This window comes from Pseudomonas sp. App30 (assembly GCF_047947025.1).
Classification (GTDB): domain Bacteria; phylum Pseudomonadota; class Gammaproteobacteria; order Pseudomonadales; family Pseudomonadaceae; genus Aquipseudomonas.
Map to the genome: position 1 here is coordinate 3,961,441 of NZ_CP133165.1, position 21,868 is coordinate 3,983,308.

19 protein-coding genes are annotated in these 21,868 nt (G+C 64.6%); 9 read left to right on the forward strand and 10 right to left on the reverse strand.

Features of this window, described 5'->3' with window-relative positions:
• The first annotated feature begins 19 nt into the window (after positions 1 to 19).
• Positions 20 to 403, forward strand: coding sequence for a glycine cleavage system protein GcvH (gcvH, locus tag RAM80_RS18565; protein WP_416421917.1), 384 nt, complete (start codon positions 20 to 22; stop codon positions 401 to 403).
• Positions 404 to 493: 90 nt separating this feature from the next.
• Positions 494 to 3,373 (forward strand): aminomethyl-transferring glycine dehydrogenase, encoded by a 2,880-nt coding sequence (gcvP, locus tag RAM80_RS18570; RefSeq protein WP_416421918.1) that lies wholly within the window; start codon positions 494 to 496, stop codon positions 3,371 to 3,373.
• 88 nt (positions 3,374 to 3,461) lie between these two features.
• Here the strand turns inward: gcvP and RAM80_RS18575 are convergent, their stop codons facing one another.
• From RAM80_RS18575 to RAM80_RS18585, 3 genes are all read right to left on the reverse strand, one after another.
• Positions 3,462 to 3,782, reverse strand: coding sequence for a DUF2388 domain-containing protein (locus tag RAM80_RS18575; protein ID WP_416421919.1), 321 nt, complete (start codon positions 3,780 to 3,782; stop codon positions 3,462 to 3,464).
• A 75-nt stretch (positions 3,783 to 3,857) separates the two neighbouring features.
• Positions 3,858 to 5,639, reverse strand: a complete 1,782-nt coding sequence (locus tag RAM80_RS18580; RefSeq protein ID WP_416421920.1) for a GspE/PulE family protein — start codon at positions 5,637 to 5,639, stop codon at positions 3,858 to 3,860.
• A gap of 127 nt (positions 5,640 to 5,766) precedes the next feature.
• A complete protein-coding gene (locus RAM80_RS18585; RefSeq protein ID WP_416421921.1) occupies positions 5,767 to 6,090 on the reverse strand; it encodes a hypothetical protein in 324 nt (107 codons plus the stop codon).
• A gap of 126 nt (positions 6,091 to 6,216) precedes the next feature.
• Between RAM80_RS18585 and RAM80_RS18590 the strand changes: the two genes are divergently transcribed.
• Positions 6,217 to 6,687 (forward strand): Lrp/AsnC family transcriptional regulator, encoded by a 471-nt coding sequence (locus RAM80_RS18590; protein ID WP_416421922.1) that lies wholly within the window; start codon positions 6,217 to 6,219, stop codon positions 6,685 to 6,687.
• A gap of 94 nt (positions 6,688 to 6,781) precedes the next feature.
• On the opposite strand, the gene RAM80_RS18595 is transcribed toward RAM80_RS18590, so the two are convergent.
• Entirely contained in the window at positions 6,782 to 8,149 is a 1,368-nt protein-coding gene (locus RAM80_RS18595) for an inorganic triphosphatase (RefSeq protein WP_416421923.1), read from the reverse strand.
• 138 nt (positions 8,150 to 8,287) lie between these two features.
• Here RAM80_RS18595 and argE point away from each other — a divergent pair, with 138 nt between their 5' ends.
• Together argE and argA are read left to right on the forward strand one after the other, a co-directional pair.
• Positions 8,288 to 9,436, forward strand: coding sequence for an acetylornithine deacetylase (gene argE / locus RAM80_RS18600; RefSeq protein ID WP_416421924.1), 1,149 nt, complete (start codon positions 8,288 to 8,290; stop codon positions 9,434 to 9,436).
• A 130-nt stretch (positions 9,437 to 9,566) separates the two neighbouring features.
• Positions 9,567 to 10,868, forward strand: coding sequence for an amino-acid N-acetyltransferase (gene argA, locus RAM80_RS18605; RefSeq protein WP_416421925.1), 1,302 nt, complete (start codon positions 9,567 to 9,569; stop codon positions 10,866 to 10,868).
• Between the two features lie 63 nt (positions 10,869 to 10,931).
• On the opposite strand, the gene gshA is transcribed toward argA, so the two are convergent.
• The 3 genes from gshA to RAM80_RS18620 form a co-directional block, all read right to left on the reverse strand.
• Positions 10,932 to 12,515 (reverse strand): glutamate--cysteine ligase, encoded by a 1,584-nt coding sequence (gene gshA / locus RAM80_RS18610; protein ID WP_416421926.1) that lies wholly within the window; start codon positions 12,513 to 12,515, stop codon positions 10,932 to 10,934.
• A gap of 199 nt (positions 12,516 to 12,714) precedes the next feature.
• Positions 12,715 to 13,098, reverse strand: a complete 384-nt coding sequence (locus tag RAM80_RS18615; protein WP_416421927.1) for a PaaI family thioesterase — start codon at positions 13,096 to 13,098, stop codon at positions 12,715 to 12,717.
• Positions 13,098 to 15,419 (reverse strand): Tex family protein, encoded by a 2,322-nt coding sequence (locus RAM80_RS18620; protein WP_416421928.1) that lies wholly within the window; start codon positions 15,417 to 15,419, stop codon positions 13,098 to 13,100. Before RAM80_RS18620 ends, RAM80_RS18615 begins: the two co-directional genes overlap by 1 nt.
• Positions 15,420 to 15,659: 240 nt before the next feature.
• Between RAM80_RS18620 and ompR the strand changes: the two genes are divergently transcribed.
• Positions 15,660 to 16,391, forward strand: coding sequence for a two-component system response regulator OmpR (gene ompR, locus RAM80_RS18625; protein WP_416421929.1), 732 nt, complete (start codon positions 15,660 to 15,662; stop codon positions 16,389 to 16,391).
• Positions 16,392 to 16,480: 89 nt separating this feature from the next.
• A complete protein-coding gene (locus RAM80_RS18630) occupies positions 16,481 to 17,794 on the forward strand; it encodes an ATP-binding protein (RefSeq protein ID WP_416421930.1) in 1,314 nt (437 codons plus the stop codon).
• Positions 17,795 to 17,973: 179 nt separating this feature from the next.
• On the opposite strand, the gene rimK is transcribed toward RAM80_RS18630, so the two are convergent.
• Both rimK and RAM80_RS18640 read right to left on the reverse strand, forming a co-directional pair.
• Complete coding sequence (rimK, locus tag RAM80_RS18635; protein ID WP_008372889.1) at positions 17,974 to 18,879, reverse strand: 30S ribosomal protein S6--L-glutamate ligase; 906 nt, start codon at positions 18,877 to 18,879, stop codon at positions 17,974 to 17,976.
• On the reverse strand, positions 18,876 to 19,358 hold the full coding sequence (locus RAM80_RS18640; RefSeq protein WP_416421931.1) for an ATP-dependent zinc protease: 483 nt from the start codon (positions 19,356 to 19,358) through the stop codon (positions 18,876 to 18,878). The genes rimK and RAM80_RS18640 overlap by 4 nt, the downstream gene beginning before the upstream one ends.
• A 269-nt stretch (positions 19,359 to 19,627) precedes the next feature.
• Here RAM80_RS18640 and RAM80_RS18645 point away from each other — a divergent pair, with 269 nt between their 5' ends.
• Entirely contained in the window at positions 19,628 to 20,026 is a 399-nt protein-coding gene (locus RAM80_RS18645; protein ID WP_416421932.1) for an RNA-binding S4 domain-containing protein, read from the forward strand.
• Here the strand turns inward: RAM80_RS18645 and RAM80_RS18650 are convergent.
• On the reverse strand, positions 20,023 to 20,820 hold the full coding sequence (locus RAM80_RS18650) for a phosphatase PAP2 family protein (RefSeq protein ID WP_416421933.1): 798 nt from the start codon (positions 20,818 to 20,820) through the stop codon (positions 20,023 to 20,025). The genes RAM80_RS18645 and RAM80_RS18650 overlap by 4 nt on opposite strands.
• A 110-nt stretch (positions 20,821 to 20,930) precedes the next feature.
• Here RAM80_RS18650 and hslO point away from each other — a divergent pair, with 110 nt between their 5' ends.
• Positions 20,931 to 21,833, forward strand: a complete 903-nt coding sequence (gene hslO / locus RAM80_RS18655) for an Hsp33 family molecular chaperone HslO (RefSeq protein WP_416421934.1) — start codon at positions 20,931 to 20,933, stop codon at positions 21,831 to 21,833.
• Positions 21,834 to 21,868: the final 35 nt, after the last annotated feature.

Consider the following 21,868-nt stretch of genomic DNA (forward strand, 5'->3'; position numbering starts at 1 on the left):
TGTTGAGGACAATAAAATCATGAGCAATATTCCTGCTGACCTGCGTTTTGCCGAAAGCCACGAGTGGGCGCGCCTGGAAGCCGACGGCAGCGTGACCGTGGGTATCTCCGACCACGCCCAGGAAGCCCTGGGTGACGTGGTATTCGTGGAACTGACCGAAGTGGGCAAAGTGTTCGCCGCAGGCGATGCCGCTGGCGTGGTTGAATCGGTGAAGGCTGCTTCCGACATCTACTCGCCGGTATCGGGCGAAGTGATCGCCATCAACGAAGAACTGGCCGACAGCCCTGAATTGCTCAACGAAGAACCCTACAGCGCCTGGATCTTCAAACTGAAGCCAAGCAGCCCGGCCGAGCTGGACAAGCTCCTGGACGCCGCTGGTTACAAAGCCGCCATCGGCGAGTAACCAAGTTCCCGGCACGGGCGGCATTCTCTTTCTAGACTGAACAGGCCTCGACCCATCGAGGCCCGTCATGTCTCGGAAAAGAGAGCCGCCATGTCCCGGTTGCCAACGCTGCGCGAACTGCAAGACCCCGACGCCTTCCCTCGCCGCCACCTCGGCCCCGATGCCGCGGAACAGCGCGCCATGCTCGAAGCCCTGGGCCTGGCCAGCCGTGACCAGCTGATCGAACAGACGGTGCCGCCCGGCATCCGCTTCAACCGCCCCCTGGACCTGCCGCCGGCGCTGGACGAAACCGCTGCGCTGGCGAAACTGCGCGGCCATGCCCAGCAGAACGAGGTGTGGACCAGCCTCATCGGCCTGGGCTACCACGGCACCCTCACTCCCGCAGTCATCCTGCGCAACGTGCTGGAAAACCCTGGCTGGTACACCGCCTATACCCCGTATCAACCGGAAATCGCCCAGGGCCGCCTGGAGGCGCTGCTCAATTTCCAGCAGATGATCATCGACCTCACCGGGCTGGAACTGGCCAACGCCTCGCTGCTGGACGAAGCCACCGCCGCTGCCGAGGCCATGGCGCTGGCGCGGCGGGTCAGCAAGTCCAAGAGCCCGCGCTTCTTTGTCGACAGCAACTGCCACCCGCAGACCATCTCGGTGGTGCAGACCCGTGCCGAAGGCTTTGGCATCGAGCTGGTCATCGATGCCGTGGACAACCTCGCCAGCCACGACGTGTTTGGCGCCTTGCTGCAATACCCCGACACCCATGGCGAGGTGCGTGACCTGCGCCCCTTGATCGAGCACCTGCACGCTCGCCAGGCCATTGCCTGCGTGGCCGCCGACCTGCTGAGCCTGCTGGTGCTCACGCCCCCAGGGGAGATGGGCGCCGACGTGGTGCTGGGCTCCACCCAGCGCTTCGGCGTGCCCATGGGCTATGGCGGGCCCCACGCGGCGTATTTCGCCAGCCGCGACGAGTACAAGCGCGCGATCCCGGGGCGCATCATCGGCGTCTCCAAAGACGCCCGCGGCAACGTCGCCTTGCGTATGGCCCTGCAAACCCGCGAGCAGCACATCCGCCGCGAGAAGGCCAACTCCAACATCTGCACCGCCCAGGTGCTGCTGGCCAACATTGCCGCGTTCTACGCCGTGTACCACGGCCCTGTTGGCTTGCGGCGCATCGCCCAGCGCGTGCACCGGCTCACGCAAATCCTGGCGGCAGGGCTTGAGCGCAAAGGCATCAGCCGGGTCAACCAGCACTATTTTGACACCCTCACCCTGGACGTTGGCGGCGCGCAGACGGCGATCATCGACAGTGCCCAGGCGGCGCGGGTGAACCTGCGGATCCTGGGGCGCGGCCACGTCGGGCTGAGCCTCGACGAAACCTGCGACGAGGCCACGGTGCGGCTGTTATGGGACATCCTGCTGGGCGCCGACCACGGGCTGGAAGTGGCGGCGCTGGACGCTGAAAGCCTGACCGCGGGCATTCCGGCGGCGCTTGAGCGGGAGTCCGGCTACCTCGGCCACCCGGTGTTCAACCTGCACCACAGCGAAACCGAGATGCTGCGCTACCTCAAGCAGCTGGAAAACAAGGACCTGGCGCTGAACCAGTCGATGATCCCGCTGGGTTCCTGCACCATGAAGCTAAACGCCACCAGCGAAATGATCCCCATCACCTGGCCGCAGTTCGCCAACCTGCACCCCTTCGCGCCCACCGAGCAGGCGCGCGGCTACAAGGCCATGATCGATGAGCTGGAGCAGTGGTTGTGCGCCATCACCGGTTTCGATGCCATCTGCATGCAGCCCAATTCCGGCGCCCAGGGCGAGTACGCGGGGCTGCTGGCCATCCGCAAGTACCACGAGAGCCGCCACCAGGGGCAGCGCAACATCTGCCTGATCCCGGCGTCGGCCCACGGCACCAACCCGGCCTCGGCGCAGATGGCCAGCATGCAGGTGGTGATCGTCGAATGCGACGAGGCCGGCAACGTCGACCTCGACGACCTCAAGGCCAAGGCCCAGGCCGCCGGCGACAAGCTTTCCTGCCTGATGGCCACCTACCCCTCCACCCACGGGGTGTACGAGGAAGGCATCGTCGAGATCTGCCAGGTGATCCACCAGCACGGCGGCCAGGTTTACATGGACGGCGCTAACCTCAACGCCCAGGTGGGCCTGGCGCGGCCTGCCGACATTGGTGCCGACGTGTCGCACATGAACCTGCACAAGACCTTCTGCATCCCCCACGGCGGCGGTGGCCCGGGCATGGGTCCGATCGGCGTGCGCGCACACCTGGCGCCGTTCGTCGCCAACCACCCGGTGGTGCCCATCGACGGGCCGCTGCCGAACAACGGCGCGGTCAGCGCCGCGCCCTGGGGCAGCGCCAGCATCCTGCCCATCAGCTGGATGTACATCGCCATGATGGGGCCGCAGCTGGTGGACGCCACCGAGGTGGCGATCCTGTCGGCGAACTACCTGGCACAACAGCTGGGTGGGGCTTTCCCGGTGCTGTACAGCGGGCGCAATGGCCGCGTCGCGCACGAGTGCATCCTCGACCTGCGGCCGTTGAAGGCGCAGACCGGCATCACCGAGGAAGACGTGGCCAAGCGCCTGATGGACTACGGCTTCCATGCGCCGACCATGTCGTTCCCGGTGCCGGGCACGCTGATGATCGAGCCTACCGAGAGCGAGTCAAAGGCCGAGCTGGACCGCTTCGTCGAGGCCATGCTCAGCATTCGTGCGGAAATCGCCCAGGTCGCCAACGGCCATTGGCCGGCCGAGGACAACCCGCTCAAGCGCGCCCCACACACCCTGGCCGACATCACCGCGCCGTGGGAGCGCCCGTACCCCATCGCCCAGGCAATAACCCCCAGCAATCACACGCAGGCGCATAAATACTGGCCAGCGGTGAACCGGGTCGACAATGTATACGGGGATAGAAACCTGTACTGCGCCTGCGTGCCGGTAGACGACTACCGAACCCCGTAGCAGCGGCTGCTAATAGTGGGAGCTGGCTTGCCAGCGAGCTTTTTGGCCGCAACAACTCGCTGGCAAGCCAGCTCCCACAGAGCGGGGCTTATTCGCCGGCTGGCTCGGCGCCCTTGATCAGGATGGCGTTGGCCAATTCCATGTCCGATGCCTTCAGGCCTGGGTTGTCGGTGCGCACCTGCTGCATCGCGGCCTCAAGGTACGGGCCCTTGATGCTGCCGTTGCTCGCGACGTAGCTGCCGGCGTCGTCCTGGGCGGCGACGATCAGCTTGTGGTGGCGGAACGTGAGGTAAGTGGAACCGGTGGTTGCACCAGAGGACAGTACGTCTCTCAGGAAATCCCCGGCCATGGCGGAGCCGACCGGTACCGAGAGCAGGGCGAGCGTTACGACGGCAGTTTTGAGACGCATGATGGGTGACTCCGACAGGATTTGTTCATGATTTGGATTCTCAAGGCTGAAGCGGAGTTCCCGATAGCGACGGTTCTATTTCAAATCATTTCTTGGTGTCACCCTCAGCACTTCCTCGACGGTGCTCAGCCCTGCAGCGATCTTCTGCGCGCCAGACAGGCGCAAGGTACGCATGCCCTCCATCACGGCCCGGCGCTTGAGCGCTGCCAGGTCGGTCTCGGCCTGAATATGCGCCTTCACCGTGTCGGTCATCTGCATGATCTCGTACACCCCGGCACGGCCGCGAAACCCGGTGTCCCGGCATTCGTTGCAGCCGATGGCGCGGTATGCGGTGGCCGGCAACGGCGCCTGCCAGGGCCGGGTCAACGTCTGCCAGTCTTCCTCGCCTAGAGGCTGGGGGGCCTTGCAGTGCGGGCACAGGGTGCGCACCAGGCGCTGGGCCATCACCCCCAGCAGCGTCGCCTTGATCAGGTAATGGGGCACGCCCAGCTCGAGCAGCCGGCTGATGGCGCTGGGGGCATCGTTGGTGTGCAGGGTCGAGAGCACCAGGTGCCCGGTAAGCGCGGCCTGCACGGCCATCTCGGCGGTCTCCAGGTCGCGGATCTCGCCGATCATGATGATGTCCGGGTCCTGGCGCATCAGCGCGCGCACGCCGCTGGCGAAGGTCAGGTTGATGTTGGCTTGCACCTGGATCTGGTTGAACGCAGGCTCCACCATCTCGATCGGGTCCTCGATGGTGCACAGGTTGACCTGGGGCGTGGCCAGCCGCTTGAGTGTGGTGTACAGGGTGGTGGTCTTGCCCGACCCCGTGGGGCCGGTCACCAGGATGATGCCGTTGGGTTGGCTGATCATGTCTTCCCAACGGCGCAGGTCCTCGGCGCCGAAGCCCAGCGCATGGAAGTCCTTGAGCAGCACCTGGGGGTCGAAGATGCGCATCACCATCTTCTCGCCAAACGCGGTGGGCAGCGTCGACAAACGCAGTTCCACCTCGCCGCCGTCCGGGGTCTTGGTCTTGACCCGGCCGTCCTGGGGTTTGCGTTTTTCGGCGACGTTCATCCGCCCCAGGCTTTTCAGGCGGCTGACGATGGCCATGGTCACCTGGGGCGGGAATTGATACACGTTGTGCAGGATGCCGTCGATGCGGAAACGCACCGTGCCCTGCTCGCGTCGTGGTTCGATGTGGATATCGCTGGCGCGCTGCTGGAAGGCGTACTGGAACAGCCAGTCGACGATGTTGACGATGTGCGCGTCGTTGGCGTCGGGCTCCTGGTCGCTGGCGCCCAGGTTCAGCAACTGTTCGAAGTTGCCCGGGCTGGCGCCACGCTGGTCGGTGCTGTTGGCTCCGCTGACCGAGCGTGCCAGGCGGTAGAACTCCACGGTCAGGCGCTGGATTTCCACCGGGTTGGCCACCACGCGTTTGATCTTGCGCTTGAGCACATGGGTCAGGTCGGCTTCCCAGGTGCTCACGTACGGCTGGGCGCTGGCCACAGTGACGGTGGTGCGCGACACGTCCACGGCGAGAATTCGGTGCCGTTGGGCAAAGCCGTAGGACATCAGGGGCGTCAACGCTGCCACGTCGATTTTCAGCGGGTCGATGCGCAGGTAGGGTTGGCCGGCCTGCTGCGCCAGCCACAAGGTGAGTTGTTCCAGTTCCAGCGCCTTGCCTGGGCGACTGCGGTCGTCCAGTTGCTGGCTGGCGATGAATTCGAGCGGGTGCAGCTGGGTGTTGTGCAACGCCCGGCGTGCGGCCATGGCGTGTTCAGCCGAATCCTGGCTGATGAAACCCTGGTCCACCAGGTCGCGCAACAGTTCGTTCAGATCCAGCCAGCGGTCCTCAATGACGGTGACGACGGACATGCGGGCTCCTTGAATCGGTCTACAACGCCCAGGCAGGAAAAGTGCGCCTGAGCGTCAAAGGTAGACCGGGGAAACCCGATGATGTTGCCGGTGCCGCGGGGAAAAAGTTTCAAGGCCTTGCAGGCCTTCAGCCAGCTGCGGCGAAGCCCTGGCTGGCCGCTGGCTGCAGCTCCACCGACAGCACGCAGATGAGGTTGAGTATTTTGTTGCCGATGACTTCGGCGCGATGCCAGCTGAGCCCGTCGATGCTCAGGTCGACGTGCAGCAGGTCGCCATCGCGTACCACGTTCAGGGCCAGCGGGGTCAGGTACTGCATCGCGAACAGGTTCAGCACGCGGCACAGGCTGTCGGGCTCGGCCTCGGCGACCAGCTGGTAGCGCACGCAAGTGGTGGCCTGGTTTGGGCTCCAGGTGTCGCTGCGGGCAGGCAAATGGGCTTCGTGGGCGGTCATGGCTGGGCTCCTGGAACGATGGGCACAGTTTTCCATGATGAGCGGGGTATTTCTTGCCTCAATCAGTCGCATAATGGCGATAGGCGAATCATGCGATTCGAAAAAACGTTGAAATGGAATAATTTTATGCACAACGAGCTGGATAACTACGATCGGCGCATCCTTGCCCTGCTGCAGGAGGACGCTTCGCTTTCCAGTGCGCAGATTGCCGAGCAGGTGGGGTTGTCGCAGTCGCCGTGCTGGCGACGGATACAGCGGCTGAAGGAAGAGGGGGTGATTCGCGGGCAGGTGACGCTGCTGGACCGCAAGAAAATCGGCCTCAACACGCAGATTTTCGCCGAGGTGAAACTCAACGCCCACGGCCGTTCCAACTTCACTGAATTCACCGACGCGATTCGCGGTTTTCCGGAAGTGCTGGAGTGTTATGTGCTGATGGGGTCGGTGGACTTTCTGCTGCGCATCGTGACCCCGGACATCGAGGCCTACGAGCGGTTCTTCTTCGAAAAACTGTCGCTGGTGCCGGGCATCCAGGAGGTGAACTCGACCGTGGCATTATCCGAGATCAAGTCCACCACCAGCCTGCCAGTGCTGCGCTAACCCGTAGCAGCTGCCGAAGGCTGCGTCACCGTCAACGGGGTACGTCAGGCATACCGCGGCGCTGGTGACGCGGCCTTTGGGCCGCTGCTACGGGTTATTTGCGCAGGATCTGCTTCCAGGCGCGGCACTGGGTGACGGTCAGCGCCTGGTGCACGCGCGCTTCCAGCACTTCGTCGCTGATGTCGGTATCGGCCAGCTGGTGCAGCTTGTTCAGCTCACCGTACAGGCGGTCCACTTCCGGCAGGTCCAGCACGTTGCGCGCGTGGTGCAGCCAGGCCTGGATGCGCTCGATGCGCGGCAGCTGCTCGGCCAGGTCTTCAGGCTGTTGCTGGTAACGGCCCAGCTGCAACGCGGCGGCTTCTTCGGCGAGGAAGTGGCTCAGCCAGTTGATCAGCTGCGCGGCGCCCTGGCGGTTGCCACGGTTGTTGCGCTCCACGGTCCAGGCGCGGGCCATCAGCCAGCGCGAGGTGTTCAGCGAGAACAGGCCCCAGCGGGTGTCCTGCAGCTCTTCGATGAACTGCTCTGGGGCGGCCTGGCGCACGTCCTCGTCTTCCTGGCCAGCCTGCACCAGTGGGCGCCAGTCTTCCAGCAGGGCGTCCAGGCTCACACGCAGCTCGTGGGTGGTGCTGCGCGGGGCAGCCTGGCCGAGGCTACCGGCCAGGGCGCGCAGTTCGATCAGTTGCGCCACCCAGTCCTGCAGCAGGCGCCAGTGGCCGTTGAAGCGGTACTGCTCGGCCAGGCGCTGGCTGCTGCCCAGCAGGTGCCAGGCCAAAGCGGTGAAGGCGTCGTCCAGGGTCATTTCGGCGTTCAGTTCAGGCGCCGGCAGGCTCAGGGCGTAGCTGCCCGGCTCGGCCAGGCGGTAGCCGCGCTCGGCCTTGCTGATGTCGCAAGGCATCAGCGGCAGCTTGATGGCCAGTTCCGCGGCCAGTTCCAGCAGGGCGGCCGGCTCGCCTTCGCGCAGCTCCAGCTCCAGCTCGCAGATCTCTTCGGACTGCTTGCCGACGATGACCTTGCCCAGGTCCAGGGCCGCCTCGATCACCACCTTGGCCTTGCCGCGGCCCCAAGCGATTTCCGCGCGTTCGCGGACGAAGTCGGTGGTGAACACCGGCTTGATGGTTTTCTTGTCCAGCTCGGCGAGTTCTTCCGGCCAGCATTCGCCGTCCAGTTTCTTCAGGTCCAGCTTGGCCTTGGCCAGGTCCCAGTTGTACTCGTTGCGCTCGGACAGGCCGGCAACGCTCTGGCCGCGGGTTTTCAGGGTCTGGATGATTTCATCGCCGTCCTTGCGCAGGCGCAGGGCAACCTTGGCGCCGGCCAGCTCGCCGGTGGGGGTGTCGAAATACTGATTGAACAGCTCACGGCGTTCCCAGCCACTCTTGTTGCGCTTTTTCAGCAACGGGTGTTCGCGCAGTTCAGCCAGGGTTTCGGGGCTGACGCGCAGTTTGATTTCGGTTTCTTTTTGCATGGCGGGAGAATCCAGGCGCTGTTCTGATAGGAGCGCAGATGACTGCTAAGGCCGTGCAGTGTACAGGACTAGCATCCCGGCGGTTTATTCTCGGTGCTCAATGGCTCTATGATGGGGCTCGGAACCTGGAGAAAGCCCATGCCGTTGCCATCGTTCAAAGAGCAGTTCGCCGCGCTGATTGCCGCGCCCTCCGTGAGCTGCACCCAGGCCAGCCTCGACCAGTCGAACAAGCCGGTGATCGACCTGCTGGCCACTTGGCTGGGCGACCTGGGTTTCGCCTGTGACATCCGCGAGGTGTCGCCGGGCAAGTTCAACCTGCTGGCCAGCCGTGGCACCGGCCCTGGCGGCCTGGTGCTGTCGGGCCACAGCGACACCGTGCCCTACGACGAAAAACTCTGGCAGACCGACCCGCTCAAGCTCACCGAAGTGGATGGACGCTGGGTGGGCCTGGGCAGCTGCGACATGAAGGGCTTCTTCGCGCTGATCATCGAGGCGGTGCTGCCGCTGCTGGCTCATGACTTCAAGCAGCCGCTGCTGATCCTCGCCACCTGCGACGAGGAAAGCTCCATGGCCGGCGCCAAGGCCCTGGCCGCCGCCGGCTGGCCCCTGGGCCGCGCGGCGGTGATCGGCGAGCCTACCGGGCTCAAGCCGATCCGCCTGCACAAGGGCGTGATGATGGAGCGCATCGACATTCTTGGCCGCAGCGGCCATTCCTCCGACCCAAGCCTGGGCCACAGCGCCATGGAAGCCATGCACGGCGCCATCAGCGAGCTGATGGGCCTGCGCAAGCAGTGGCAGGTGGAATACAACAACCCGCAGTTCAGCGTGCCGCAGCCTACCCTGAACTTCGGCTGCATCCATGGCGGCGACAACCCCAACCGCATCTGCGGCCAGTGCTCGCTGGAATTCGACCTGCGACCGCTGCCGGGCATGGACCCCAAAGTGCTGCGCGCCGCCATTCGTCAGAAGCTCGAGCCCCTGGCCGAGCTGCACCAGGTGAAGATCGACTACGCGCCGCTGTTCAGCGAAGTGCCGCCCTTCGAGCAGGCTGCCGACAGCGAACTGGTGCGGGTGGCCGAGCGCCTGACCGGCCACCGGGCGGAAGCGGTGGCATTCGGCACCGAAGCGCCTTATCTTCAGCGCCTGGGCTGCGAGACCCTGATTCTGGGGCCCGGCGACATCGCCTGCGCGCACCAGCCGGGAGAATTCCTGGAAATGTCACGTCTTGAGCCCACAGTGCGTCTACTACGTCAGTTGATTGAACATTACTGCCTGCAGCCGGCCTAAACGGCTGCCGTGCCCATTCGTATTGCAAGAGAGGAGAGCCCGCGTGTTGCCAAGCCTGTTACGACGATAACCAGCAGCCAGCTGTGCGTTCCCACGTTGCTCGTCCACTCTTCCACAGGCTTTTGAAGTTATGCCCGAATACGTCAATTGGCTCCGTCACGCGTCTCCCTACATCAACGCCCACCGCGACTGCACCTTCGTGGTGATGCTGCCCGGCGATGGCATCGACCATCCCAACTTCGGCAACATCGTCCATGACCTGGTGCTGCTGCACAGCCTGGGCGTGCGCCTGGTGTTGGTGTACGGCTCGCGCCCGCAAATCGAAAGCCGCCTGGCCGCCCGTGGCCTGACCCCGCACTACCACCGCGGCCTGCGCATCACCGACGCGGCCACGCTGGAATGCGTGGTCGACGCCGTGGGCGCGCTGCGCATCGCCATCGAGGCGCGCCTGTCCATGGACATGGCTTCCTCGCCCATGCAAGGCGCCCGCCTGCGCGTGGCTGGCGGCAACTTGGTCACCGGCCGCCCGATCGGCGTGGTCGAGGGCATCGACTACCACCACACCGGCGAAGTGCGCCGCGTCGACCGCAAGGGCATTAACCGCCTGCTGGACGAGCGCTCCATCGTGCTGCTGCCACCCTTGGGCTACTCGCCTACTGGCGAGGTGTTCAACATCGCCTGCGAAGACGTGGCCATGAGCGCCGCCATCGAGTTGGGCGCCGACAAGCTGCTGCTGTTTGGCGCTGATCGCGGCCTGATCGACGCCAATGGCAAGCTGGTGCGTGAGCTGCGCCCACAGCAGGTGCCCGCGCACCTGGAGCGCCTGGGCATGGAAAACTACCAGGCCGAACTGCTCGATGCCGCCGCCCAGGCGTGCAAGGGCGGCGTGGGCCGCAGCCATATCGTCAGCTATGCCGAGAACGGCGCGCTGCTCACCGAGCTGTTCACCCGTGACGGTGGCGGCACCCTGGTGGCCCAGGAGCAGTTCGAGCAGGTGCGCGAGGCGGCGATTGAAGACGTTGGTGGCCTGCTGGACCTGATCAGCCCGCTGGAAGAGCAGGGCATCCTGGTACGCCGTTCCCGCGAGGTGCTGGAGCGTGAGATCGAGCAGTTCAGTGTGGTGGCGCGCGAAGGGATGATCATCGCCTGTGCGGCGCTGTACCCCATTGCCGACTCCGAAGCCGGCGAGCTGGCGTGCCTGGCGGTCAACCCCGAATACCGCCATGGCGGCCGTGGCGACGAGTTGCTGGAGCGCATCGAGCACCGTGCGCGGGAGATGGGCCTGAAGACCCTGTTCGTGCTGACGACCCGCACCGCCCACTGGTTCCGCGAGCGTGGCTTCGAGCCTAGCGGCGTGGAGCGCCTGCCGGCGGCGCGGGCGTCGCTGTACAACTACCAGCGTAATTCGAAGATCTTCGAAAAAGCGCTTTAAAACCATCGCGGCCAAGGCCGGCTCCTACGCTGATCGTGGTAGGAGCCGGCCTTGGCCGCGATGTCAGTTGCTGATACCCAGGATGCTCGCCTGGTACGAGCCCACGAAGGTGTCGAAATCCCCCACCTCGGTCTGTTCCAGCTCCGCCTGCTGGGCGATGGACTTGCGTGCCATATCCTCGAACTTCGCCTGCTCTTCCACGCTCAAGGCCTGGCTGCGGAAGAATTCCGCGTGCACCTGGCTCTGGCGCAGGGAGAACTGCGCGAAGCTTTCCTTGTGCTCGGCCATGCTCGCCAGCACCTGCGCCGACGGCGTCAGCGATGGGTCGCTGACCTTGGCGCGCTGGGCGGCCAGGGCCTTGGCGTGTTCGTCGCTGTCGTGGCTTTCGTCCAGCAGTTCCGCCAGCGGCGCGATCTGGTCCAGCAGCTCGGCGGCCCATTGCTTGAGCTCCACCGGCTGGCCGTCACGTACCAGCTGCAGGCCTGGCTTGCGGCCTTCCTTGACCACGCTGAGGAAGTTGTTGGTGGCGCCGCCGCATTCGTTGCTTTCCAGCAGCGGGCTGTCCTGCAGGGCGCAGTACAGCAGGAACGCATCGAGGAAGCGCGCCTCGGGCAGGTCGATGCCGGTCGGCAGGAAAGGGTTGATGTCCAGGCAGCGCACTTCCACGTATTGCACGCCGCGGGCCATCAGCGCCTGGATCGGCCGTTCGCCGGTGTAGGTCACGCGCTTGGGGCGAATGTTGGAGTAGTACTCGTTCTCGATCTGCAGGATGTTGGTGTTCAACTGCACCCACTCGCCATCCTTGTGAGTGCCGATCTCCACGTACGGCGCGTACGGCGTGGCCACGGCCTTGCGCAGGCTGTCGGTGTAGCTGGCCAGGTCGTTGTAGCACGGCGTCAGGCCGGCCTGGGCATTGCTCTGGTAGCCCAGGTCGCTCATGCGCAGGCTGGTGGCGTACGGCAGGTACAGGGTGTCGGCGTCCAGCTGTTCCAACTGGTGGCCGCGGCCACGCAGGAAACCGGCGTCCAGGGCCGGCGAGGCTCCGAACAGGTACATCAGCAGCCAGCTGTAGCGGCGGAAGTTGCGGATCAGCGCGATGTAGGCCGAGGACTGGTAGTCGCGGTCGCTTTCAACGGCGCCTTCGGCTTCGCGCAGCAGTGGCCACAGCTGCTCGGGCAGCGAGAAGTTGTAGTGGATGCCGGCGATGCACTGCATGGTGCGGCCGTAGCGCAGGGCCAGGCCCTGGCGGTAGACGTACTTGAGCTGGCCGATGTTCGAGGTGCCGTAGTAGGCGATCGGAATGTCTTCCTCGGCCGGCAGCGGGCAGGGCATCGAAGGGCTCCAGAGGAACTCGTTGCCCAGCTTGGAATAGGCGAAGCGGTGGATTTTCTCCAGGCTTTGCAGGGTCTGCGCCGGGTCGGCCAGGGCTGGGGTAATGAACTCCAGCAGCGACTCGGAGTAGTCCGTGGTGATCTGCTCGTTGGTCAGGGCAGCGCCCAGGGCCTCGGGGTGCGGCGTCTGTGCCAGACGGCCCTGGGCAGTGACGCGCAGGCATTCGCGCTCGATGCCGTGCAGGCAATGCTCAAGCAGGGTCAGGTTGGCACGCTCGCGCAAAAGGCGCAGGCGGCGGTTGAGAATTTCGCTCAAGTTGGATTCCTTCACGCGTCAGTCGCCCCAATATGGGGGTAGAGTTGACGGTCTACAAGGGTGACGAAAGGAACCGGCGTTGTCGCCTGGTACAGTTATTGGTGTCAGATTTTTCGCCTGACGTTCCATTTGTATCCAGCGAGTCGATTCCGGCACCGCATACGCAGTGCCGAAATTAACCCATTCAGGATACAAACCGCTAGAGAACCACGAAGGTCCCCTGCGCTTTTGCCATCAGTTTGTCGCCCTGAAGCACTTCGGCGTCGACCACCAGGGTGCGACGGCCGCCGTGGACGATGCGGGCGACGCACAGCACCTCGCCCTCGGCCACCGGGCGCATATAGTTGATCTTGCATTCCAGCGTCACGCTCTGCTGGTCGAAGCCGTGATGGCTGGAGCACGCCAGGCCCATGGTGATGTCCACCAGGCTGAACAGCGCGCCGCCATGCATCACCTGGCCGCGGTTGCGCAGGTGCGGCTCCAGCGCCAGGGCCACCTGCGCCTCGCCTTTTTCAAGGCTGTGCAGGCGGCACCCCAGCAGCTGGCTGAAGGCGCTGTGGACCAGCGCTTCAGGGATGTCCATCAGCGTTTCTTCAGCTGCTTGGCGTTGGCGAACAGCGAGGCCATGGCGTTGTTGGCCGGGGCTGCCGCTGGCTCTTTCGCACGTGCAGGCGCGCCTTGCTGGCGTGGCGCCGCGCCCGGGCGGCTGCCACGGGCACCGTCGACTTTCTCGCCCGGGGTGTCGCTCATGCGCATCGACAGGCCCACGCGCTTGCGGGGAATGTCGACTTCCATGACCTTGACCTTGACCACGTCGCCGGCCTTCACCGCTTCGCGCGGGTCCTTGATGAACTTCTCGGACAGCGCCGAGATGTGCACCAGGCCGTCCTGGTGCACGCCGATATCGACGAAAGCACCGAAGTTGGTCACGTTGGTCACCACGCCTTCGAGGATCATGCCCGGCTGCAGGTCCTTCAGGTCTTCCACGCCTTCCTGGAACTCGGCGGTCTTGAACTCGGGGCGCGGGTCGCGGCCCGGCTTGTCCAGTTCCTGGAGGATGTCGGTGACGGTGGGCAGGCCGAAGGTTTCATCGGTGAACTTCTTCGGGTCCAGGCGCTTGAGGAAGCCGCTGTCGCCGATCAGCGAGCGGATGTCGCGGTCGGTCTCGGCGGCGATGCGCTGCACCAGCGGGTAGGCTTCGGGGTGGACCGCCGAGGCGTCCAGCGGGTTGTCGCCGTTCATTACGCGCAGGAAGCCTGCGGCCTGCTCGAAGGTCTTCTCGCCCAGGCGGCTGACTTTCTTCAGCGCGGCGCGGGTCTTGAAGGCGCCGTGCTCGTCGCGGTGCGCAACGATGTTCTGCGCCAGGGTGCTGTTGAGGCCCGAAATGCGCGCCAGCAGCGCCACCGAGGCGGTGTTGACGTCCACGCCCACGGCGTTCACGCAGTCCTCGACCACGGCGTCCAGGCCACGCGCCAGTTTCAGCTGCGAGACGTCATGCTGGTACTGGCCGACGCCGATGGATTTCGGGTCGATCTTCACCAGCTCGGCCAGCGGGTCCTGCAGGCGGCGGGCAATGGACACGGCGCCACGGATGGACACGTCGAGGTCGGGGAATTCCTTGGCGGCCAGTTCCGAGGCCGAGTACACCGAAGCGCCGGCTTCGGAAACCATGACCTTGGTCATTTTCAGGCCAGGGTACTTTTTGATCAGTTCTGCGGCCAGCTTGTCGGTCTCACGGCTGGCGGTGCCGTTGCCGATGGCAATCAGGTCCACCGAGTGCTTGGCGCACAGGGCGGCCAGCACGGCGAGGGTCTGGTCCCACTTGTTGTGCGGCACGTGCGGGTACACGGTGGCGGTGTCCAGCAGCTTGCCGGTGGCATCGACCACGGCGACCTTGCAGCCGGTGCGCAGGCCCGGGTCCAGGCCCAGGGTGGCGCGCGGGCCGGCCGGCGCGGCCAGCAGCAGGTCGTGCAGGTTGTGGGCGAAGACGTTGATGGCCTCGGCCTCGGCGCCATCGCGCAGCTCGCCGAACAGGTCGGTCTCCAGGTGGGTGTACAGCTTGACCTTCCAGGTCCAGCGCACCACCTCGCCCAGCCACTTGTCGGCAGGGCGGTTCTGGTTTTTCAGCTCGAAATGCTCGCCGATCATCATCTCGCACGGGTGCAGGGTGCCCGGCAGCTCCTCGCCCACCTTCAGGGTGGAGCTGAGCACGCCCTCGTTGCGGCCACGGAAAATGGCCAGGGCGCGGTGCGACGGCATGCTCTTGAGCGGCTCGTCGTGCTCGAAGTAGTCGCGGAACTTGGCGCCTTCCTCTTCCTTGCCAGCGACAACGCGGGCGCTGAGGGTGGCTTCCTGCTTGAGGAAGCTGCGCAGCTTGTCCAGCAGGCGGGCGTCTTCGGCGAAGCGCTCCATCAGGATGTACTTGGCGCCTTCCAGGGCCGCCTTGGTGTCGGCCACGCCTTTTTCGGCGTTGACGAAGCGCGCGGCCTCGGTTTCCGGGGCCAGCATCGGGTCGGCCAGCAGGCCATCGGCCAGTTCGCCAAGGCCGGCTTCCAGGGCGATCTGGCCCTTGGTGCGGCGCTTCTGCTTATACGGCAGGTACAGGTCTTCGAGGCGGGTCTTGGTGTCGGCCAGGTTGATGTCGCGGGCCAGTTCGGGGGTCAGCTTGCCTTGTTCCTCGATGCTGGCCAGGATGCTGGCGCGGCGATCGTCGAGTTCGCGCAGGTAGCGCAGGCGCTCTTCCAGGTTACGCAGTTGGGTGTCGTCCAGGCTGCCGGTCACTTCTTTACGGTAGCGGGCGATAAAAGGCACCGTCGAGCCTTCATCCAGAAGTGCCACGGCCGCTTCGACCTGTTGCGGGCGTACGCCGAGTTCTGCGGCGATGCGGCTGTTGATGCTGTCCATGAGACCACCTGAGCAATTGTGAATGCAGAGCCGCCGGCCGGGGCTGGCGAACAGGACTGCCGGGCGCGCCCGGCATAAAAGGGGCGCATTATAACCAGCGATGCCGGCTTGGGGGATGCTGGCAAAATCACCTGTCGGCGCGTCTGTAATGGCAACCCAGGTAAAATCTGCTAACAATGCACACAGCACACTGATTCGGCACCTGCGCCATAATACGTGCCGAGATCACAGGAGTAAGCCATGAGCAGTACTGCACAAGCACCAAAGATTCTGATTGTTGACGACGATCAGGTCATCCGGGATCGGCTGGTGCGCTTCCTCACCGAAAACACCGACTTCAACGTCCGCGCCGTGGGCGACACCAAGGAAATGGACCGGCTGCTGGCCCGTGAGTCCTATAACCTGGTGGTCATGGACCTGATGCTGCCTGGTGAGGATGGCCTCACGGCCGCCGCGCGCCTACGCCGCGAGAAGGTCAACCCGATCCCGGTGATCATGCTCACCGCCAAGGGTGACGACCAGGACCGCATCGCCGGCCTGGAGCACTGCGACGACTACCTGGGCAAGCCGTTCAACCCGCGTGAACTGGTTGCCCGCATCAAGGCCGTGCTGTTCCGCCGCGTGGCCCCGGTGCCTGGCGCGCCCGCCAGCGAGGACGAAGTGGTCACCTTCGGCGACTATTCGCTGTCGCTGGCCACCCGCGAACTCAAGCGCGGCGACCAGGTGAACATGCTCACCACCGGCGAGTTCGCCGTGCTCAAGGCGCTGGTCATGCACGCCCGCGAGCCGCTGACCCGCGACAAGCTGATGAACCTGGCCCGCGGCCGCGAGTGGGACGCCCTGGAGCGTTCTATCGACGTGCAGATCTCGCGCCTGCGGCGCATGATCGAGCCCGACCCATCCAAGCCGCGCTATATCCAGACCGTCTGGGGCGTGGGCTACGTCTTCGTGCCGGACGGCAAGAGCAAGTGACGGGCATTTGTAGGAGCGGGCCCTAAGGGCTCGCCATCCGCAATCAGTGCGAGCGGTGCTCGTTCCTGCAAGTTTTATGGCTGCTGTATATGAAGACCCCCGTTTGGTTCCCCCAGAGTTTCTTTGCCCGCACGTTGTGGTTGGTGCTGGCTGTCGTGCTGTTCTCCAAGGCGCTTACCCTGGTTTATCTGCTGATGAACGAGGACGTGCTGGTGGACCGCCAGTACAGCCACGGCGTGGCGCTTACGCTGCGCGCCTATTGGGCGGCCGATGAAGACGACCGCGAGCGCATCGCCGATGCCGCCGGCCTGATCCGCGTGGTGGGTGGTGGGGTGCCCGAAGGCGAACAGCATTGGCCCTACAGCGAGATCTACCAGCGCCAGATGCAGGCCGAGCTGGGCGCCGACACCGAGGTACGCCTGCGCGTGCATGCGCCGCCGGCACTGTGGGTACGCGCGCCCAGCCTGGGCGCGGGCTGGTTGAAGGTGCCGTTGTACCCGCACCCGCTGCGTGGGCAGAAAATCTGGAGCGTGTTGGGCTGGTTCCTGGCTATCGGCCTGCTGTCCACCGCGTCGGCGTGGATCTTCGTGCGCCAGCTCAGCCAGCCGCTCAAGCGCCTGGTGTTCGCGGCGCGCCAGCTGGGCCAGGGCCGCAGCGTGCGCCTGCCGATCAGCGATACCCCCAGCGAGATGACCGAGGTCTACCGCGCGTTCAACCAGATGGCCGAGGACGTGGAACAGGCCGGGCGCGAGCGCGAACTGATGCTGGCTGGGGTGTCCCACGACCTGCGCACGCCCCTGACCCGCCTGCGCCTGTCCACCGAGTTCATGGACCCGTCCAGCGACCTGGCCGCCGACATGCAGCGCGATATCGAGGACATGGACGCCATTCTCGACCAGTTCCTGGCGTTTATTCGCGATGGGCGCGATGAAGCCATCGTCGAGGTCGACCTGGCGCAGCTGGTGGAAGAGACCGTGGCGCCGTTCAACCAGCCGCAGGAGCGCGTGCGCCTGTGCCTGGAACCGATCCCGCCGTTCCCGTTGCGGCGTATTTCCATGAAACGCCTGCTCACCAACCTGATCGGCAATGCGCTGCATCATGCGGGCGATGGCGTGGAAGTGGCAGCCTACGTGTCGGGCGACAACAGCGCGCCGTACGTGGTGTTGAGCGTGCTGGACCGTGGCACGGGCATTCCCGAGGACGAACTGGCGAGTATCTTCGACCCGTTCATTCGCGGTGACCGCGCCCGCAGCGGCAAGGGCACTGGCCTGGGCCTGGCGATTGTCAAGCGCATTGCCGCCATGCATGGCGGCAACGTGGAGCTGCGCAACCGCTCGGGCGGCGGCCTGGAAGCGCGGGTGCGGCTGCCGCTAGGGCTGATGCTGCCCCGCGACGCGGTCTGAGTTCGGCGCTCGGACGCGGCCTGCGGCCGCTGCTACGGGAAGCGCACACCACCCAACGCATCGCGACTAAAGTCGGCTCCTACACTGTTCGCGGTAGGAGCCGGCCTTGGCCGCGATGCAGGCGACGCGGTCCATGGGTTATCCGCATTCGCGTAGCAGCTGCCGAAGGCTGCGTCCGGTCAGCCCTTACCCTTGGTACGCGTAAGGTTCGGCCCGCCGTTCTTTTCCAGGTGCTCGATAATCATCCCGGCCACGTCCTTGCCGGTAGTCACCTCGATACCCTCAAGGCCTGGCGAAGAGTTCACCTCCATCACCAGCGGCCCGTGGTTGGAGCGCAGGATGTCCACGCCCGCCACGCTCAGGCCCATGACCTTGGCGGCGCGGATGGCGGTCATGCGCTCCTCGGGGGTGATCTTGATCAGGCTGGCGCTGCCGCCGCGGTGCAGGTTGGAGCGGAACTCACCGGGCTTGGCCTGGCGTTTCATCGAGGCAATCACCTTGTCGCCCACCACGAAGCAGCGAATGTCGGCGCCGCCGGCTTCCTTGATGTACTCCTGCACCATGATGTTCTGCTTAAGGCCCATGAAGGCCTCGATCACCGACTCGGCCGCCTTGGTGGTCTCGCACAGCACCACGCCAATGCCCTGGGTGCCTTCCAGCACCTTGATCACCAGCGGGGCGCCGTTGACCATCTGGATCAGGTCGGGAATGTCGTCAGGGGAGTGGGCGAAGCCGGTCACCGGCAGGCCAATGCCGCGGCGTGACAGCAGCTGCAGCGAGCGCAGCTTGTCCCGGGAGCGGGCGATGGCCACCGATTCGTTCAGCGGGAACACGCCCATCATTTCGAACTGGCGCAACACCGCGCAGCCGTAGAAAGTCACCGAGGCACCGATGCGCGGGATCACCGCATCGAAGCCTTCCAGCGGTTTGCCGCGGTAGTGGATCTGCGGCTTGTGGCTGGCGATGTTCATGTAGGCGCGCAGGGTGTCGATCACTACCATTTCGTGCCCGCGCGCGACCCCGGCTTCAACCAGGCGGCGGGTGGAATACAGACGCGGGTTCCGCGACAGCACAGCGATCTTCATGCAACACCTGTGGAAGAGGTAGTAGAGGCCGGAAAAGCCGGCTTGTCTTGAACGTAGGTAACGCCTGGGTTGACCACCAACTGGCCATGCACCAGGGCCTTGGAGCCCAACAGCAGGCGGTAGCGCATGGCCTTGCGGCAGGCCAGGGTGAACTCGACCTGCCAGATCCGATCGCCCAGCGCCAGGGTGGTGCGGATGACGTAGCGGGTCTGGGCGTGGCCGTTGGAGCTTTTGATGGTCTTCATCGCCACCAGCGGCGCCTCGCAGCGCCGGTGACGCAGTTGCACCACCGAGCCCAGGTGCGCGTTGAAGCGCACCCATTGCTCGCCATCACGCTCGAACGGTTCTATCTCCGTGGCGTGCAGGCTGGAGGTGCTGGCACCGGTATCGATCTTGGCGCGCAGGCCGGCGACTCCCAGGTCGGGAAGCGCCACCCACTCGCGCAGGCCGATAACGGTCAAATGATCAAATGTCTTCAATGGGGCAACCGAGGGTAAAAGGTTTCTGATCGCAGCATAGCCGCCGTGGGGCGGCCGCGGAACGACCCGTCTCGCAAAGCGCGGTATTCACGCAGAAACCGGCGCAAATGGCGATAGATATTGAGTGACAAGCTGAAGATTTCGTTCATCTGCACGGTCCTGTTGGCGATCCATTGCCGGAGCCTGGACTTTAAGCCCATAGCGTCTGACCTTGCATCCGACAGGCACGGTAGTACAGTTCCATTAAATTCCTGAGTCGAGGGTTTGCTGTGGCACAAAAACAGGAAGAAGACGACAAGGTTCGTCTGGATAAATGGCTGTGGGCGGCGCGGTTCTACAAGACGCGTGCCCTGGCCAAGGCCGCCATCGAGAGTGGCAAGGTGCATTGCCGTGGCGAGCGCTGCAAGCCGGGCAAGGAGCCCAGGGTAGGTGATGAATTCCAGCTGCGGACCGGCTTCGACGAGCGGACCGTGGTGGTGAAGGCGCTGTCGGTGGTGCGCAAGGGTGCGCCCGAGGCTCAGCTACTCTATGAAGAGACGCCACAGAGCGTGGCCAAGCGCGAGGAAGCGGCGCAGCTGCGCAAGGCTGGCTCGCTGGGTGTGACCACCGATGGGCGGCCGACCAAGAAACAGCGTCGGCAGCTCCATCAGTTTCACAGTGAGTCCTAGGCGCTGACCACGCTCAGGCACTTGAACAGCGGCAGGCGCTGCAGCACGCGGAACAGCGGTTGGGTCACGCGCAGCAGCCAGCCCGAGATACCAGCGGCGAACGGCGTGTAGTAGCCCCAGCCCAGTGCCAGCAGGGCCATGGCCACGCCGCCGATGTAGTCATCCTGGCCCCAGTGGGCGCCAGCGACCAGGCGCGGCATTGAAAACAGCAGCACCAGGCCCCAAATCACCAGGTACTGGCCGAAGCGACGGGCGAAAATGCTCATGAACATGCCCCAGATCAGCAGCACGGAGGCGTGGTCACCCGGGAAGCTCTGGTTCGAACCGTCCTTGAGCTCCAGGTGCGAGTCGATGTGCGGGTACAGGTCGCTCAGGCGGATGGCATCGCTCAGCACCAGCGACGGGCTGTGATGTTGCCAGCCCATGGCGTCGCAGACCTTGTCGAACAGGGCGCGAATCACCAACAGCAGTATAAGCATCGACACGAAGGCCAGGGTGGCCCGGCGGGTGTGAATGGCCTCGATCACCCAATTGCCACGGATCAGCAGCGACAGCAGGATCAGCCCGACAATGATGTCGAACGGGCGCATGCTCGACACGGCCCAGATCGAACGCCACACCACGTGGTCGGCCAGGGGCTGGTTGAGCAGGTGGAACAGCCATTCGTCGAAAGATGTGAATAGCGCGTGGCCGGCGGGCAGCAACCACAGCCCGATCAGCCCGAACGCGATTAGATTACATAGCAGAAGGCCTCGTACGTTCCACCTTGCTTGGAACAGTGCGGGTTTGTTCATAAGATACCTCTATGTCAGACAGAGCGATCCGCACCAGGCTGGTGCTCTAAAACGGGCTTTTATAGGCCCTTGTACACATCTTGTCACTATTATCAGATACCCAGACCCCTATGCACGACACACCGGATACCGATTACACCCAACGTTTCATCTTCGACGAATGCGACATTCGTGGTGAGATGGTTTCGCTTGAGCGCAGCTACGCCGAAGTGCTGGCCAAGCATCCCTACCCGGAACCGGTTGCCCAACTGCTGGGTGAGTTCATGGCTGCCGCTGCGTTGCTGGTCGGTACCCTGAAGTTCGACGGCCTGCTGATTCTGCAGGCGCGTTCCGAAGGCCCGGTGCCGCTGTTGATGATCGAATGCTCCAGCGAGCGCGACATCCGCGGCCTGGCGCGTTACGAAGCCGACGCCATCAACCCGGGCGCCACCCTGGCCGACCTGATGCCCAACGGCATGCTGGCCATGACCGTAGACCCAAACAAGGGCCAGCGCTACCAGGGCATCGTCGAACTGGACGGCGCCGACCTGTCGGAATGCTTCACCAACTACTTCAAGATCTCCGAGCAGTTGGGCACGCGCTTCTGGCTCAACGCCAACGGTTCGCGCGCCCGCGGCATGCTGCTGCAGCAACTGCCGGCCGACAAACTCAAGGACGCCGAAGAGCGCGAAGCCAGCTGGCAGGACGCAACCGTGCTGGCCGGCACCCTCACCGCCGAGGAACTGCTGGGCCTGGACAACGAGACCATCCTGCACCGCCTGTACCACGACCAGGCCGTGCGCCTGTTCGACGTGCAGCCCCTGCGCTTCCGCTGCAGCTGCTCGCGCGAGCGTTCTTCCCGCGCGCTGGTCAGCCTCGGGGAAGCCGATGCCCAGGCCCTGGTGGCCGAGCGTGGCGGCGTGATCGAGATCGATTGCCAGTTTTGTAGCCAACGCTATCTCTTTGATAGCACTGAAGTTACACAGCTTTTCGCCGGCGGTGGTCTTGAAGTGCCGTCAGATACCCGTCACTGAAACGTTTAAGTAGAACCAGATCGCGTAAGTGCCGC